The organism is Microbacterium sp. zg-B96 (assembly GCF_030246865.1).
In the GTDB taxonomy this organism is placed as follows: Bacteria; Actinomycetota; Actinomycetes; order Actinomycetales; family Microbacteriaceae; genus Microbacterium.
In genome coordinates, this window is the sequence record NZ_CP126738.1 from 3,042,700 (window position 1) to 3,058,015 (window position 15,316).

Consider the following 15,316-nt stretch of genomic DNA (forward strand, 5'->3'; position numbering starts at 1 on the left):
CCAGAACGGAAGACGACATGGACGTCACCTACGCACAATTGCAGGGGATGAAGGGCACCGCGCTCGGCCCTTCCCCCTACCGCACCATCACGCAGGACGATATCCAGACGTTCGCCGACCTCACAGACGACCACTACTGGCTGCACGTCGACACCGAGAAGTCGGCCGCCGGGCCCTTCGGCACGACGATCGCGCACGGGTACCTGACGCTCGCGATGATCAGCGCACTGTGGCCGGGGTTGCTGTGGGTCACTGATGCGCCCCTGATGGTGAACTACGGTTTCGAACGCGTGCGGTTCACCGCCCCGGTCCTCAGTGGCAGCCGAATCCGGATGCGGGCCACGATCGCCGATGTGCTTCCCACCCCCCGAGGATGCCGACTCCAGGTCGACATGGCGCTGGAGCGGGAGAACGAAGAACGACCCGCCATCGTGGCTACCTGCCTGTTCGACCTGTCACGCCCCGACGGCACCGAGGGCCACGGATCGCCCGGCGGCTCGGCCTAACCCGGTCACCTTGCTGTACGACTAGCAGCATCGGTCCGCAGTTCTTACTGGAGGGAGGTCCCGGGGTCGTATCGCCCCGGCACCTCCCTCGTCGCCCGGCTCAGGCGGGGTAGGTGTGCAGGCTGCGCTGCGCGACGCTTACCGCGACGCTGGCGCCGGGCTGCAGACTCCGGACCCATGCCTCGGATGCGCCGGTGCCGGTCCGCACGTGCAGACGCGACTCATCACCGAGGGTCAGTGTCACATCGACGTGGCGTCCGCCGTACTCGGCGGTGACGAGGCTCGCATCCATCACGATGGCCCCGTCGACGGCGGTGGGGCGCACGGGGTGTAGCACGAGGTCGTCCGGACGGATGAGCGACACTGCACGGTCTGTGTCGACACCGAGCACCGGGGCCGAGACGGTCAGGCCGCCAGGGCCTACCCACGCACCGTCCGATCGCACCCATTCAAGCCGGTTGGACATGCCCACGAAGCCGGCGACGTACTCCGTCGCCGGGGCGAGGAACAGCGCCTCTGGGGTGTCCAACTGCTCGATGCGGCCGTCCTTCATGATGGCGACGCGATCACCCAGCGCGAGAGCCTCTTCCTGGTCATGGGTCACGAGCACACCCGTGAACCTGAGCTGCTGGTGCAGCTCCCGGATCTCGGTGCGCACCTGATCGCGCAGCTTCGCGTCGAGGTTGCTGAGCGGCTCGTCCAGCAGCACCACCGACGGCTGAGCGACGAGTCCTCGCGCCAACGCGATCCGCTGCTGCTGGCCGCCACTGAGCTGAGCAGGATAGCGGTCGAGCAGGTTGGCGCAGTGCACCATTTCCGCCGCACGCTCGACCCATCCGTCGGAGATCGCCTGCTTCATGCGTCGTACCTTGAGGGGGTACGCGATGTTCTGCCGCACCGTCATGTGCGGCCACAACGCGTATGACTGGAACACCATGCCGATGTTGCGCTTATTGATCGGCACGTTTGCTCGCGTCCCGCCGCCGAAGACAGGGGTGCCGTCGAAGTGGATGCTTCCGCCACTCGGCGTCTCCAGTCCTGCAAGGCAGCGCAGGGTCGTGGTTTTGCCGCACCCACTGGGACCGAGCAGCACGAGGATCTCGCCCTGCTCGACCTCCAAGTCGAGTCCGTCGACGACGGTGGTGTTGCCGAACCCCTTGGTGAGGCCCGTGACGGTGATGCCCGCTGCCATCGCTCCGCTCTCCGTTCTGTCAGTTCTGCGCCGAGTGGCGCAGGGTCCATCCGAGTTGCAGCGAGGCGAAGATATCGGGGGACTCCGCGTAGTACGCGTGCCCACCTCCTTCCACGACGACGAGCTCGGCGTCGGTGATGCCGCGGTACAGGTCCCTGGCATGATCGGGCGTGGTGAGGATGTCCTCGGTCCCGACGGTGACAAGCGTGGGCGCCGTGATCTTGGCCAGCTCCTCGTCGGTCATCCACTGTTCCGTAGCGACGCGCAGGTGCGCCGCGTACTCCTGGGCGTTGATCTTCTCGATCTCGGTCGCCCCGACCGGCAGCGCCTGGGAGATGTGCGTCTGGCTGAAGGCGGTGATCTCCACGAACGGGCGGAGAAGTTCCCCCGCGAGGCCGCTGTCGACGATCCTCTGTCGGAAACCGAGGATCGCCCGCAGGCGCGGATCCGGACGCGCGGCGGTGGAGTGCAGCGCGAGACTGCGGACCAGGTGCGGATGCCGCGACGCGACGCGCATCGCGATGGCTCCACCCATCGACACGCCGCACACGTGGACCGGGCCCTCACCGAGCGCCTCGATGAGCTCGGCGGCGTCGTCGGCGAGATCCTCCATGGTCGTCTCCGGACCGACGTCCGAGGCGTCGCCCACGCCGCGATTGTCGAATGAGATGCACTGCAGGTGCGGAGCCAGCCGTCGCATCGCCGGATCCCACGCCCGGTGGTCGGTTCCCAGCCCCTGGATCATCAGGAGGACCGGCCCGCTGCCCATACGCTTGACGTTCGTCGTCAGTGCCGACAGTGCGTGCTTTTCCATCGTGTGCTGCACGGATCTCCTTTGATCGTGGGGGCGGACCATCGCACATCAGTGTAGTGCGGATCCCAAACATAATTATAATGATTAACGTAATTAGTGATAGCGGTGAGCTTCACGGCAGCAGTACGTTATGAACGTAAAGATTAATAGATAGCGCGCGCCGAAGACGGCGCATTTCGCAAGGACGCGACACAGGAGGAGCACGTGCCGGACACCCTCACAGCCACCCCGCCAGAGGCATCCACCCGGCTGCCGGGTGCTCCCGCGCGGTTCCCCACCTCTGCACGCAGCGCAGCAGGAAAATGGCTGCGCCGCCACGGCCTGACGACAGGACTGGCACTGGTCCTGCTCTTCCTGGTGCTCTACCCGCTCCTCCGACTGCAGTTCCTCGCCCTGGAGGACGGCGCGCGCGCCTACCGCGAGGCCATCGCGCTCCCCGACCTCGCCACCACGCTGCTGACCACGGCGGCACTCGGGGTGGGTTCCCTGCTCATCTCCCTGGTCCTGGGCACAGCCCTGGCATGGTTCTCGCTGCGCCTCCCCCGTCGGCACGCGTGGATGTCCATCATCCCGATTCTGCCGATCGTCCTCCCCGCCGTCGCGGTCGTGGTCGGCTGGGCCTTCCTGCTCTCGCCCCAGGTGGGCTTCATCAACATCGCCTTGCGCGCCCTCCCGTTCGTCGACGTCGCCACCCCCACGGTCGGCCTGCCGAGCGGTCCGCTCAACATCTACTCCGTGCCGGGCATCATCATCGTGACCGGTCTGCAGTTGGCGCCACTGGTCTTCCTCTTCCTCCAGGGCAGCCTCAAGCAGCTCAACTTCGAGACCATCGAAGCCGCATCGGTCGCGGGGGCCGGATCGGTCCGCGTCTTCCTGACCGTGGTGCTGCCGCTGCTGCGACCGGCTCTGGTGTACTCCGCCGCCTTCGCAATGCTGCTGGGGCTCGGCCAGCTCACGGCGCCACAGTTCCTGGGAGCACGCGACGGCATCCGCGTGCTCGCCACCGAGATCTATCGGTTCGGCGGGACGGCTCCCACCGATTTCGCCCTGGCCGCAGCGGTGGCCTCACCCCTCCTGATCGCAGGCATTCTCTTCATCGTGGTGCAGCGACTGCTCCTGCGCCGGGACTTCCGCTTCGTGAGCACGGGGACCAAGGGCGCCTCACGCCCCGGTAAGCCATCACGCTTTTCCGCCCCCTTCATCGCGGTCTACGGCATCATCACCATCGTCCTGCCGTTCGGCGCAATCGCCCTGGTCTCACTGGTGCCGTACTGGACCGCCACGATCACCACCTTCACGATCGACAACTTCGTGCGCGCACTCACCACGCCCGCCATCCTCGACGCGCTCGGCAATAGTGTCGGCACGTCGGTCGGGGCGATCCTCATCGCACTCCCGCTTGGGTATCTGCTCACCGACATCCTCTACCGCCGTCGGGGCAGCGCTCTCGCGCGCGGGACCATCGACGTCCTCGTGCAGATGCCGCTCGGAGTCCCCGCCGTCGTCTTCGGCGTGGGCCTGCTGTTCGTGTACACCGGCAATCCGTTCACCCTCTACGGCACACCCGCACTCATCGTCCTCACATACGTGGTCATCGTCCTCCCCTTCACCGTCCGGATGCAGCTCGCGGCGCGGATGGCGGTCGGCAACTCGCACGAGGATGCCGCGCGTGCGTCGGGCGCAGGCGCGATTCGCGCACACCTCACCGTCGTCGTCCCCATGATGCGCGGAGCGCTCGCCGGGGCGGCCGTGCTGGCCTTCGTGATCCTGACGCACGAGTTCGCGGCGTCCATGTTCGTCCGCTCCGCCCGCACCCAGGTGCTGGGCACTCTGCTCTACCAGGAGTGGACCCACGGCTCGTACCCCATGGTCGCCGCCGTCAGCATCATCATGTCGGTGGTCACCGCGGTGGGCCTCGTCGTGGCGATGCGGCTCGGCGGTCGCGACACGCTGGAGTCTCTGTGAACCAAATCAGATCTAGCGGCACGCCAGTTTGCTAAGTATAATAAAGATTACGAAGAAGGTCTTGGGCGTTCGCCCATGGAACGACAGCTGTCGACGACCGGGAAGGCCCACGGCCCGAGGACGAAGTAGTCCCCGGTGACCCGAGGTCCCGAGCGGATCGGCGCACTGCGTCGCACACCACTTCCTCACCCACACGGGGAGACGACCCGCGCTCTCCCGTACAGTCGAAGGGAACACCGTGAAGAGGCAATCCATGCGCATGGGCGTGATCGCAAGCTCGCTGCTCGCGATTTCGCTGGTCGCGACCGGCTGCGCAGTCAGCGACGACACTCCTCCAGATGCCACACCCGAAGCCAGCGGCGACAGCGAGTGGCAGGGCGTCATCGACGCCGCGAAGGAGGAGGGACGCCTCACGTGGTACTCCGTCGCACCGGCCGAGGTGCGCGAGGGCCTCAAAGCCGCGTTCGAGGAGAAGTACCCGGAGATCACGCTTGAGATCCTCGCCATGGGCACGGCCGATATGAACGCCGCGCTCGAGGCCGAGCACGACACCGGAGCCGAAGGCGCCGACGTGGTCACGTCCGTCGATTACGGCTGGATCCTCGACAAGTCGGAGGAAGGCTGGATCAGCGACCTCGAAGGACCCGCTGCCGAGGTCCCGGAGTGGAGCGACTACATCATCGACGGCAAGATCGCCAGCGCCGGCCTGGGGCTCATGGTGCTCGGCTGGAACACTTCGCTGTACAGCGGCACCGTCGAGTCGTACGACGACCTCCTCATCTCCGACCTGGGAGACGGCGCCATCGGTACGGCCCGCCCGGAACCTGCGATCCACGCGGACCACTGGGCCTTCGTGGAAGAGTCGCACAATCCGGACTACCAGGCCGAACTGGCCGAGCAGGACCCGGCGCTGTACCCGAGCGCGTTCGCACTCCAGGAGGCGCTTGCAGCCGGTGAGGTCGCCGTGGGCGCCTTCGTTTCGGCTGCCGACATGGTCGGCCTCAAGGACAAGGGAGCTCCAGTGGAGTTCACCGTGCCCGACCCGGCCCTGGCGATCGGCAACATGTTCTTCATCCCTGCTTCGGGCAAGAACCAGAACGCCGCACAGCTGTTCATGGATTTCTTCCTGTCCGAAGAGGGCCAGGCGATCGCAGCGAAGAACGCCTTCAGCCCCCTCCCCTCGGTTGACACGCTCGCGGGAGGCAGTGAAGTGGTGCTGACCAACGTCGACCGCGTCCTCGATCAGGACTGGTTCGCCGGCTACCTGGCCGACTGGAAGGCCATCTACGAGTGACCCGCCCACGCTGAGAGAAGGGGGGTGGGATGCCAAGGCATCCCACCCCCCCCCCCCCCCCCCTTCTCTTATCAGAACTGTCGCGCGTCAGCCCGTCGCAAGGGCCCGCACGACGCCCGAGGGAGCCGGCCGCCCCAGCACTCCCGCCATCCAGGCGCTCGTCTCGACCAGGGCGGGGAGATTGACGCCGGTGTGAATTCCCAGCCCGTGCAGCATCCACACCAGGTCCTCAGTCGCGAGGTTGCCAGTCGCCCCCGGGGCGTAGGGGCATCCCCCAAGCCCGCCGGCCGATGCGTCGAAGGTCCGCACGCCGACCTCCAATGCCGCGTACGCGTTCGCCAGCGCCTGCCCGTAGGTGTCGTGAAAGTGCACTGCGAGCGCATCGATGCCGACACCGCTGTCGACGAAGGCCGCGAGCAGGGCCTTGACGTGACCAGGCGTGCCCACACCGATCGAGTCGCCGATCGACAGCTGCGTCGCGCCCAGATCGAGTAGTCGCCGACCCGCCGCGACGACCTGCTCGATGGGCACGTCGCCCTCCCAAGGGTCGCCGAAGCACATCGAGACGTACGCGCGCACGTCGAGGCCGTGTTCGCGTGCACGCGTCACGGTGGGCTCGAACATCGCGTACTGCTCGTCTAGCGACCGGTTGAGGTTCTTGCGCGCGAACGAGTCGGTCGCACTCCCGAAGATCGCGATGGTACGGACACCGGCAGCCAGCGCGCGATCCAGTCCCCGCTCATTGGGGACCAACACGGGCAGCGTAACCGGGCCGTCGAGGTCGAGCTGTTCGAGGACTTCGGTGGCATCGCCCAGTTGCGGCACCCAGTCAGGACGCACGAAGCTCGTCGCCTCGATCGTGGTGAGGCCTGCGGCGATCAGTCGACGGATAAACTCCACTTTCGCCGCCGTGGGGACGAGCGCCGACTCATTCTGCAGGCCATCTCGCGGGCCCACTTCGTAGACCGTCACCGCCGCGGGAAGCCCCGCCTGCGTGGAACATTGGGGATCTCTCATGTTTTGCTCCTCTGGTCAGCCGACCGCTCAGTAGGACCGTTCCAGCCCCAGCACGTGTTCGGCGATGAAGTTCAGAACCATCTCCTGAGGCACGGGGGCACTCTTCATCAGGCGGGACTCGACCCAATAGCGGCCCACGTCGTACTCGTCGGCGTACGCGTAGCCGCCGAGGGTTTGCATGGCGCGGTCCGCGGCGAAGAAGGCCGCATCCGACGCGAGGTACTTGGCGGCGTTGGCCTGCTCGCCGCAGGGCATTCCGTTGTCGTACCGCCACGAGGCCTCGCGTACCGCGAGCTCGGCCGCACGCAGCCGCATGTGCGCTTCCGCAAGGGGGAAGGAGATGCCCTGATTCTTGCCGATCGGCCTGCCGAACACGCGCCGCTCGCGCGCATACTGCGTGGCCTTGCGCAGGGCAGCGCGCCCGATGCCGATCGCTTCGCCGGCGATGAGGATGCGCTCGGGGTTGAGCCCGTCGAGAATGTAGCGGAACCCGGCACCTTCGTCCCCAACACGATCCGTCACGTCCACCCGGAGCCCGTCGTAGCGGGTCTCGCACGATCCGACGGCATTGCGGCCGATCTTGTCGATGAGCCGGATGTCGACCTCGGGGACCTGGAGGTCGCCGAGCAGGAGCGTCATCCCATCCGTGCGGCGGGTCACCTCGGCCGCGGGCGTCGTGCGGCACAGCAGGAGGACCTTCTGCGCGATGTGTGCCTTCGTGGTCCACACCTTCTGGCCGTGCACGATGTACTGATCGCCCTCGCGCACGGCTCGTGTGGTGATCGACGGCGTGTCCAACCCGGCATCCGGCTCGGTGACGCCGAACGCGACGTGCAGGCTGCCGTCTGCCACCACCGGTAGATATCGGCGCTTCATCTCCTCCGTGCCGTGTTTGACGACGGGATTCATGCCGAAGATGGAGATGTGCACGGCGCTCGCGCCGTTCATCGCGGCTCCGGACGCGGCGACCTCCTCCAGCACGATGGACGCCTCAGTGATGCCCCCGCCGCCCCCGCCGTATTCCTCTGGGATGGCGATCCCCACCCACCCGGCCTGCGCCATGGCGTTGTAGAACTCCCAGGGGAACTCGTGCTCCCGGTCGTGACGCCGCCAGTACTCGTCGCCGAAACCCTTGCACAACTCGCGTATGGCACCGCGGATGGCGCGGAGATGGTCAGGCTCTTCGAAATCCAAGGGGGCTCCCGCAATCGGCTCGCCACTGGTGCGGCGAGCGTGGACAGAATAACTCTTAATCTTTACTATATTTGACTCCACGACCCTCCGGAAGAGGTGCACATGGAGTGGATGGAACGCGACGACGCGTTCGCCGGCCTCACGTCGGGCACGCGATTCGTCGCCGGCAACGCGACCGGAACGCCCAACACCCTGCTGGCGGGACTCGCCAGACGCGCACTGCAAGTGCGCGGCTTGATCCTCCGCAGCGGACTGCTCCTGGGCGACCTCGGGCTCGAGCCTGCGGTGCGCGCCGGTGCCCTGACCGTACGCAGCTGGCACGTGCACGGCGCCATGCGCCGGCTGCAGCGGGAAGGCCTCGTGGACTACACCCCCCTGCGACTGCTGGACATCCCGCAGCGGGTCCTCGCCGCATCCGACGTCGCACTCCTGCGTGTGGGACCGCCCGACGCCGACGGCTGGTGCTCGCTCGGACCATCCGCCAGCTACGCGCGACGCGCAGCCGAGACCGTTCCGATGGTGATCGCCGAAGTCACCGACGACATGCCCCGCACATACGGAGACAGCCGCCTCCACATCTCGCGCATCGACCGGTTCGTCCGATCCGAGACCGCGCTGCCCACCCAGGATCCCGGCGATCTGGACGTTGCAGGCCGCGCACTAGCCGGGCAGGTGCTCGCCCTGCTGCCCGCGGGGGCGACGGTGCAGCTCGGCATCGGCAAGGTACCCGATGCCATCGCTGCGGCCCTGGGAGAGGAGGACGGAGACGCCCCGCCCGGCCTGATCGGACTCGTGACCGACGCGATGCTCCCACTCATCGAGCGGATCGCCCGCGCAGGCGGCCGAGTAAAGGCGCTGGAGGTCATCGGCAGCGACGCACTGATGCGTTGGTTGCACGAGAATCCCGTGGTCCAGATGGCCGACTCGCAGGAACTGCACAATCCGCTCTACCTGGCCCGCGTGCCGAACCTCGTCTCCGTAAACTCCGCGATCGCGGTGGACATCCGCGGGCAGGTGGCCTCGGAGTCCGTCGCGGGCGCGGTGATCGCCGGCGTGGGCGGCAGCGCGGACTTCGCCGAAGGGGCCCACCTCTCTCCGGGCGGTCTGCGCATCATCGCACTGGGGTCCACCACGCGCTCGGGTGCGTCGACCATCGTCGCCGCCCACCGGAGCGAGGACACCGTCACCGCGGCCCACCACAGCGTCGACCTCGTCGTCACCGAGCACGGGGTCGCGGATCTGCGTGGCGCGACGGTGCGCGAGCGCCGCGACGCGCTCACCGCGATCGCGGCACCGGAGCATCGCGAGGCGCTCCGGGCCTCCTGAGCGCGACGCCCGAACTCCACCGACAGCACAGAAGGAACCCCCATGGCATCAGGACACGGCGACCACCGCACGACCGAAGGCGGCCCACTGGCCGGAGTGACGATCGTGGACACCACGTCGATGCTCATGGGACCGTACTGCACGGCGGTCCTTCGGGAGATGGGTGCCCGGATCATCAAGATCGAGCCGCGGGAAGGCGACATCTCCCGCGGCATCGACGACCGCGAGCAGAATCTCCTCGGCCCGATCTACCTGAACCTCAATCGCGGCAAGGAGTCGATCGCACTCGACTTGCGCAACGCCGACGACCGGGCCCTCTTCGACCGCTTCGTCGCGCGGGCCGACGTGGTGACGCACAACCGACCGCCGGGCTCCGAGATTCGCATCGGGCTCGACTATGACACGCTGTCCGCCGTCAATCCGCGCATCATCGTGTGTGGCATGTTCGGCTTCGGAGCGGATGGCCCCTACGGCCCGCTACCCGCATACGACGACGTCATCCAGTCCGCCTCCGGCCTGGCGGCACACCAGACCGGCGCAGGCGAGCCCCAGTACATCCGCACGCCCCTGACCGACAAGATCACCGGGATAGTGGCGGCCGGGGCGATCGCCGCCGCCCTGTACGAGCGGGAGCAGTCCGGCACGGGGCAGCTCATCGAAGTGCCCATGTACGAGACCATGGTCCGGTTCCTTCTCGTCGAGCAGCAGGGCGCTCAGATATTCGATCCTCCGCGGGGTCCAGCCGGCTACGCGCGCACGAACTCGCCGCACCGACATCCCTACCGCACTGCCGACGGACTCATCGGCATCCTCGCGAGCACGGACGCGCATTGGGCATCATTGTTCCGGGTGCTCGGTCATGCCGAGCTCATCCAGGACGAGCGGTTCGTCAGCATCACCCGTCGCACCGCGAACATCGACGCACTCTACGCCTGGCTGGCCGCCGAGGTGGCGGCGCATCCGACCGAGCAATTGCTCGAGGCGCTGCAGGGCGCGCGGGTGCCCGCCATGCGCGTCAACGCGATCGAGGACCTGTTCGATGATCCCCATCTGCGCGCCACGAACTTCTTCGAGCGTGTCGAGCATCCCGTCCTGGGGCCGCTTCGGCAGGCGGGCGCACCCGTGCACTTCGGGCGAAGCGGGACGCCGGAGCTCTTCCCCGCACCGGTTCTCGGCGCCCACGCCGACGACTTGCGCGCCGAGTTCGAGGCATGAGCGCGCCGCATCCGGCGGTGCTCAGAGACTCTTGAACGCCTGCACTGCCAGGAGGGACGATGAATCGACGACTTCGTCGCCGTGACGATCAAGCACGATCTGCTGCGTCGCGCGCACGTGCTTCTCCGCCAGTTGACGCGCCCCCTCGGCATCACCCTCATCGACGAGCTTGATCAGGACCTCGTGCGTGCGCAGCGACTCGCGCTGCTGGTCCTCACCGGGGTACTGCGCGGTGGCCTTGACGCTCTGCGCCCACGTCTTCTCTTGAATCGACCACACTGCGGACAAGGTTCGCACAACCAACCGCAGGCTCTGGTTCTGCAGCCCGCCGACGATGATCTCGTGGAACACGCGGGCGTGTGCGGAGTACTGGTCGCCAACCCCCACGAGGCGCTCGGTTTCGGCCAGGTTCTCCCTCAGTGCCGGCACGATCGTCGCGTGGCGGTCGGGACGTGTGGCGCATTCTGCCACGCACATCGGCTCGAGGATGACGAGTGACTCCGCGAGGTCGGAAAGTCGCACGCCCTGCCCCTGCATCGAAAGGGCGACGGCAAACGCCGCGGATGACCAGTCCGGCTTGTGGACGAATGCACCGCCGAACTTGCCGCGGCGCACCGTGATGAGGCCCTCTGCCTCGAGAATGCGGAGCGCCTCTCGCACGGACGGACCGCTCACGCCATACTCACGCACGAGGTCTTCCTGGCGAGGAAGCGGGATGTCAGTCTGATCGCTCTGCAGGATGCGCTGCCGCAGATCAGCGGCGATGGCCTCGGCGATGCGCGGAGTCATGCCGACTCGCAGGGCCGTTGCTCTGTGATTCTCGTCTGCCATTGCACCGATCCTTCAACGATCTGCAAAACGTGGGACGGAATCAAGTATAAACTTGAAAGTCTTGCCAGGTCACCGGGGTGCCACAACGTGCCCCAACTGCGGGTATCCAACGCGCCCGAGCATTTCAAGCAGAACACCGGTCGTGCGATGGGAGTCCTCTGGCAACCGGCGGGAAGCTTGGCTCGCCCGCGACAGCCACGACACGTCCACTTCGTCGGTGAAGCCCATGGCGCCGTGCAGTTGGTGGGCGCCTCGCAACACGGTCCCGGCAGCCCGCTGCATCGCGACCCGCAATCCGAGCGCTTCCACGAGCGCCTCATCCGCATCCGCGCTGCGCGCCAGGACCCACAGGGCGTACTTGGCCAACTCTCCGGAGGCCACCGTTTCCAGGGACATGTCGGCGAGCTGGAACGCGACCGCCTGGAACTGCGCCAGAGGTCGACCGAATTGCTCCCGCTCCCGCGCGTAGCGGGCGGTGTCCTCGACCGCATTCTCGAGGAGTCCGAGCAGCCACCATGATTCCAATGCGATGAGCAGCGCAGCCCCGTGCCGCCCGTCCCCGGCATCCGCGGCGGCGTCGACCTCGACCCCGAAGGGCGCCAGCTGTGTTCCCAGCGTGATCCCCGCCCCCCGCGGCGTCAGCCGATGGCGACCCCCCTGCAGGTCGACGCCGTTCCACGAGAGCCCGAGATCCATGTGCGGCACGATACGGGGAGCGCGACGCGACACCAGTGCCGTGGCGTCGGCGCCGCATCGCCCCAGCCGTTCCACGACGGGATACGGCAGTGCAAAGCGGCCGGCCGCGCGGCAGACTTCGGCCGCCACCTCCAGCTCCGTAGCGCCCTCCGCTGGATCGATTTCCCAGATTCCGAGTTCACCGAGCATGTCCCCGACGCCGGCGCGTAGTCCAGGGTCGGCGACTGCTCGCCGGAGCAGCTGGACGCCGCCCTCGCGCTCGACGCGCTCGCGCACCATCGCGCCGACCTCAAGCGCTTCCGCCGAGAGCGTGGCGTTCACGGACGCACCAGCTGTCGGGCAGCGGTGTGCTTGTTGATCTCGAGCGTGCCCGACGCGACGGTCGAGGCTTGCGCGTAGCGCCAGTGATCCTCGACCTCGCGTGCGTAGCCGGCTCCCGGATCGTGCGTGCCGAGCGCGGCGTTCTCGACAATCTCCATGAGCACTTCGGCGACCTCCTGGTCCAGGGACGTGACGGCGACACGGTACAGCGCCGTTTCGCCGATGGGCGGCGCCTCGGCTTGGGCGGCGAGGAGCAGCCGGTAGGCGAGTAGGCGCACCTGCCGCGTGCGCACCATCATGGCTGCCCAGCGCTCGCGCAGCGATGAGGGCAGCTCATCCCACGCCCCGCCGAGGGCATCCGGAGCGGCGCGCAGCAGGCTCTCGCAGCGCGCATAGCGCGCGATGCCGATGCGCTCGAAGCTGAGCACATCCATCACAACGCGCCATCCACCCCCCACCTCTCCCAGGACGGCGCCATCGGGCACCCATGCCTCGTCGAAGTACACCTCATTCAAGTGATGGGGACCGAGCATCGCGCTGATCGGGCGCACCTCCACCCCCGGCTGGTCCATGTCGAGCAGGAACACGGTGATGCCGTCCTTGCGGCCGGCCGGATCCCCCGTGCGGGCCAGCAGGAAGCACCACTGGGCCATGCTCGCGTACGAAGTCCACACCTTCTGCCCCGAGATGCGCCATCCGCCCTCGACCGGCGTGGCCCGGGTGCGCAGGGCGGGCAGGTCGGACCCCGCCCCGGGCTCGCTGAACCCCTGGCACCAGACGACCTGTCCGGAAGCGATGCGGGGCAAGTGCTCGTCGCGCTGCTGCGGCGAACCGTGACGCATGATGACCGGCCCGACCCAGTTCAGCCCCATGTACTGCGCGCCGCGCGGTTCGTGCGCGGCCCACATCTCCTCGCGCATGGCCGTCTGCGACAGCACGTCGGCCGAGCGCCCCCCGTACTCGGACGGCCAGGCGAGCGTCAGGAGGCGACGTACGCCGAGCTCGCGACTGAACCGCTCCGTAATGGCGAGATCTGCAGGGTTGTTCGTGAAAGCGCCGAGGAATCCCGCCGGAACGTGATGCGCAACGAGGTCCCGCAATTCGCCACGCAGCGCGGTGACCTCGCTCGGCTCCCCATAGTCGAGCGTCATTGCCCCTCCTCCGTGGCGCCTCAGCGTCTCCGCCGCGACATAGTAATCTTATTAAGTATTATCTAGTAAAGACCCTCCGTCGCGCAAGGATGCCGCTCGCCGCGTCGAGAACCGGTGACGAGCGTCGCCCTTCTCCAATCCCCACCCCCTCAGAACCCGGGCCTCGCGTTGCCGCGCTGCGGTGAGGCGCTCCTCGTGACCCTCGCGGTAGAGGCGTACGGCGTTGGCGATCGCGGCACGCGGTGCCCCCGCGATCTCCTCCGCCACCTCCCGCACCCGGTCGGGGAGCCGCTCGTGCGGGACGACCTCGTTCACCAGGCCCCACGCGAGAGCGGTCGGCGCGTCGACCGGCCGTCCAGTCAGGGTCATCTGGCGTGCGCGGGCCGTACCGACGGCCGCCGGCAATTCGGCGCTCAACCCCCACCCCGGGGTCAGCCCGAGGACCGCATGCGTGTCCGCGAAGCTCGCACGGTCAGATGCCAGGACGAACGAACACGCCAAGACGATCTCCAGAGCGCCGGACACGCACGCTCCGTTCACGGCGGCGATTACGGGCACGCTCAGCGCCCGCAGACACGTTGCAGGGTCGGTCAATGGAGCCTCGTACGCCTCATCGGAGAGCAGCTCCTTGATGTCCACACCGCTGCTGAAAGCCGGATCGGAGCCGGTGAGCACGACGACGCGCACGTCCGGATCGGCGTCGAGCCGCTCAAGGATGGCCACGAGGGCGGTGCGTGTGCGGCGGTTCAGCGCATTGCGCGCCCCAGGCCGGTCGAAGCTGATGACGGCGGTCGCACCGCACCGCTCGACGAGGAGATCGACACCCTCACCCACACGAGCCGAATTCGTCACTCGCCGATCCCGCGCGACTCGGGTGGCTCCAGAATCGATGCAACCATGTCCACCTCTCCGGATGACCGCGGCTAATCATTTAAAGGGTATAGATATATGGTGGTCAGATCGACCTTTCGAGGAGGAAAGCGATGACCCCTACGGCAGACTTCCGGAGCGAGGTCGTCGACCTCCGCATCGAGGACCGCATCGCGCTCGTCACGCTGAACCGGCCGGCCAGCGCCAACGCTCTCGACGAGCAGCTCATCCGTGACCTCGGCGAACTGTGGCGCACGCTCGCCGCCGACCGCGGCATCCGGTGCATCGTCCTCACTGGCGCAGGACGCCATTTCTGCGCGGGAGCGGATGTCAGCATGCTCGCGTCCGATCGCACCGAGGTCGGCAGGGACGCCGACGAAGAGCTGTCGTTCCTGCCCGGCCGCGTGGTCGATGTGCCCGTGATCGTCGCCGTCAACGGCACGTGCGCCGGCGGCGGCTTGCACTTCGTCGCCGACGCCGACATCGTGATCGCCGCAGACGGGGCCCGCTTCATCGATTCCCACGTGAGCGTGGGGCAGGTCAGCGGGATCGAGCCGGTCGAGCTGATGACGCTCATGCGACGCGACCGCGCGGTACGCATGGCACTGCTGGGACGACACGAGATCGTCGACGCCGCGACCGCACTGGACAGCGGGCTGGTCTCGGAGGTGCTCGCCGCCGAGGATCTCCTCGAGCACGCCCTGGATCTGGCTCACAAGGTGTGCAGCGGATCGCCGACCGCCGTGCGACACACGCGACGGGTGATCCGTGCGTATCTCGCAGACTCCGTGCGGAGCTATCGCGACCTGGGCTGGGAGCTCGTGCAACGGCACTGGGCGCACCCGGACTCGAAGGAAGGGCCGGCGGCTTTTCAGGAGAAGCGCGAGCCGCACTGGGCCGAGTGACGCCGCGGGCGGCTCGCTC

At 67.6% G+C, this 15,316-nt stretch carries 14 protein-coding genes; 6 read left to right on the top strand and 8 right to left on the bottom strand.

Annotated features, from left to right (window positions below; genetic code table 11):
* The first annotated feature begins 17 nt into the window (after nucleotides 1-17).
* On the top strand, nucleotides 18-506 hold the full coding sequence (locus QNO11_RS14435; RefSeq protein ID WP_257507575.1) for a MaoC family dehydratase: 489 nt from the start codon (nucleotides 18-20) through the stop codon (nucleotides 504-506).
* 100 nt (nucleotides 507-606) lie between these two features.
* Here QNO11_RS14435 and QNO11_RS14440 read toward each other — a convergent pair whose 3' ends face one another.
* On the bottom strand, nucleotides 607-1,698 hold the full coding sequence (locus QNO11_RS14440; RefSeq protein ID WP_257507574.1) for an ABC transporter ATP-binding protein: 1,092 nt from the start codon (nucleotides 1,696-1,698) through the stop codon (nucleotides 607-609).
* A gap of 19 nt (nucleotides 1,699-1,717) precedes the next feature.
* Complete coding sequence (locus QNO11_RS14445) at nucleotides 1,718-2,512, bottom strand: alpha/beta fold hydrolase (RefSeq protein WP_257507573.1); 795 nt, start codon at nucleotides 2,510-2,512, stop codon at nucleotides 1,718-1,720.
* A 204-nt stretch (nucleotides 2,513-2,716) separates the two neighbouring features.
* Between QNO11_RS14445 and QNO11_RS14450 the strand changes: the two genes are divergently transcribed.
* A complete protein-coding gene (locus QNO11_RS14450) occupies nucleotides 2,717-4,477 on the top strand; it encodes an ABC transporter permease (RefSeq protein WP_257507572.1) in 1,761 nt (586 codons plus the stop codon).
* Nucleotides 4,478-4,715: 238 nt separating this feature from the next.
* Complete coding sequence (locus tag QNO11_RS14455) at nucleotides 4,716-5,771, top strand: ABC transporter substrate-binding protein (protein WP_257507571.1); 1,056 nt, start codon at nucleotides 4,716-4,718, stop codon at nucleotides 5,769-5,771.
* 87 nt (nucleotides 5,772-5,858) lie between these two features.
* Here QNO11_RS14455 and QNO11_RS14460 read toward each other — a convergent pair whose 3' ends face one another.
* Both QNO11_RS14460 and QNO11_RS14465 read right to left on the bottom strand, forming a co-directional pair.
* Entirely contained in the window at nucleotides 5,859-6,788 is a 930-nt protein-coding gene (locus tag QNO11_RS14460) for a hydroxymethylglutaryl-CoA lyase (protein WP_257507570.1), read from the bottom strand.
* Nucleotides 6,789-6,815: 27 nt separating this feature from the next.
* Complete coding sequence (locus tag QNO11_RS14465) at nucleotides 6,816-8,063, bottom strand: acyl-CoA dehydrogenase family protein (protein WP_285169427.1); 1,248 nt, start codon at nucleotides 8,061-8,063, stop codon at nucleotides 6,816-6,818.
* 21 nt (nucleotides 8,064-8,084) lie between these two features.
* Here QNO11_RS14465 and QNO11_RS14470 point away from each other — a divergent pair, with 21 nt between their 5' ends.
* Both QNO11_RS14470 and QNO11_RS14475 read left to right on the top strand, forming a co-directional pair.
* Nucleotides 8,085-9,308: an acetyl-CoA hydrolase/transferase family protein gene (locus QNO11_RS14470; RefSeq protein WP_257507568.1), complete on the top strand. Its 1,224-nt coding sequence runs from the start codon at nucleotides 8,085-8,087 to the stop codon at nucleotides 9,306-9,308.
* 42 nt (nucleotides 9,309-9,350) lie between these two features.
* Nucleotides 9,351-10,523 carry a CaiB/BaiF CoA transferase family protein gene (locus QNO11_RS14475; RefSeq protein WP_257507567.1) on the top strand — a complete coding sequence of 391 codons (1,173 nt, stop codon included), beginning with the start codon at nucleotides 9,351-9,353 and terminating at the stop codon, nucleotides 10,521-10,523.
* Between the two features lie 21 nt (nucleotides 10,524-10,544).
* On the opposite strand, the gene QNO11_RS14480 is transcribed toward QNO11_RS14475, so the two are convergent.
* From QNO11_RS14480 to QNO11_RS14495, 4 genes are all read right to left on the bottom strand, one after another.
* Nucleotides 10,545-11,312: a FadR/GntR family transcriptional regulator gene (locus tag QNO11_RS14480; RefSeq protein WP_285169428.1), complete on the bottom strand. Its 768-nt coding sequence runs from the start codon at nucleotides 11,310-11,312 to the stop codon at nucleotides 10,545-10,547.
* A gap of 111 nt (nucleotides 11,313-11,423) precedes the next feature.
* Nucleotides 11,424-12,371 (bottom strand): acyl-CoA dehydrogenase family protein, encoded by a 948-nt coding sequence (locus QNO11_RS14485; protein WP_257507565.1) that lies wholly within the window; start codon nucleotides 12,369-12,371, stop codon nucleotides 11,424-11,426.
* Nucleotides 12,368-13,522, bottom strand: coding sequence for an acyl-CoA dehydrogenase family protein (locus tag QNO11_RS14490; RefSeq protein ID WP_257507564.1), 1,155 nt, complete (start codon nucleotides 13,520-13,522; stop codon nucleotides 12,368-12,370). Before QNO11_RS14490 ends, QNO11_RS14485 begins: the two co-directional genes overlap by 4 nt.
* Before the next feature lie 51 nt (nucleotides 13,523-13,573).
* On the bottom strand, nucleotides 13,574-14,374 hold the full coding sequence (locus QNO11_RS14495; RefSeq protein WP_257507563.1) for an enoyl-CoA hydratase-related protein: 801 nt from the start codon (nucleotides 14,372-14,374) through the stop codon (nucleotides 13,574-13,576).
* A gap of 131 nt (nucleotides 14,375-14,505) precedes the next feature.
* On the opposite strand from QNO11_RS14495, the gene QNO11_RS14500 reads away from it, so the two are divergent.
* Nucleotides 14,506-15,297 carry an enoyl-CoA hydratase/isomerase family protein gene (locus tag QNO11_RS14500; RefSeq protein WP_257507562.1) on the top strand — a complete coding sequence of 264 codons (792 nt, stop codon included), beginning with the start codon at nucleotides 14,506-14,508 and terminating at the stop codon, nucleotides 15,295-15,297.
* Nucleotides 15,298-15,316: the final 19 nt, after the last annotated feature.

Bases quoted from the DNA above. Each gene is read 5' to 3' on its own strand.
- QNO11_RS14435 (WP_257507575.1), top strand. From the start codon at position 18: ATGGACGTCACCTACGCACAATTGCAGGGGATGAAGGGCACCGCGCTC.
- QNO11_RS14440 (WP_257507574.1), bottom strand. From the start codon at position 1,698: ATGGCAGCGGGCATCACCGTCACGGGCCTCACCAAGGGGTTCGGCAAC.
- QNO11_RS14445 (WP_257507573.1), bottom strand. From the start codon at position 2,512: ATGGAAAAGCACGCACTGTCGGCACTGACGACGAACGTCAAGCGTATG.
- QNO11_RS14460 (WP_257507570.1), bottom strand. From the start codon at position 6,788: ATGAGAGATCCCCAATGTTCCACGCAGGCGGGGCTTCCCGCGGCGGTG.
- QNO11_RS14470 (WP_257507568.1), top strand. From the start codon at position 8,085: ATGGAGTGGATGGAACGCGACGACGCGTTCGCCGGCCTCACGTCGGGC.
- QNO11_RS14475 (WP_257507567.1), top strand. From the start codon at position 9,351: ATGGCATCAGGACACGGCGACCACCGCACGACCGAAGGCGGCCCACTG.
- QNO11_RS14480 (WP_285169428.1), bottom strand. From the start codon at position 11,312: ATGACTCCGCGCATCGCCGAGGCCATCGCCGCTGATCTGCGGCAGCGC.
- QNO11_RS14490 (WP_257507564.1), bottom strand. From the start codon at position 13,522: ATGACGCTCGACTATGGGGAGCCGAGCGAGGTCACCGCGCTGCGTGGC.
- QNO11_RS14500 (WP_257507562.1), top strand. From the start codon at position 14,506: ATGACCCCTACGGCAGACTTCCGGAGCGAGGTCGTCGACCTCCGCATC.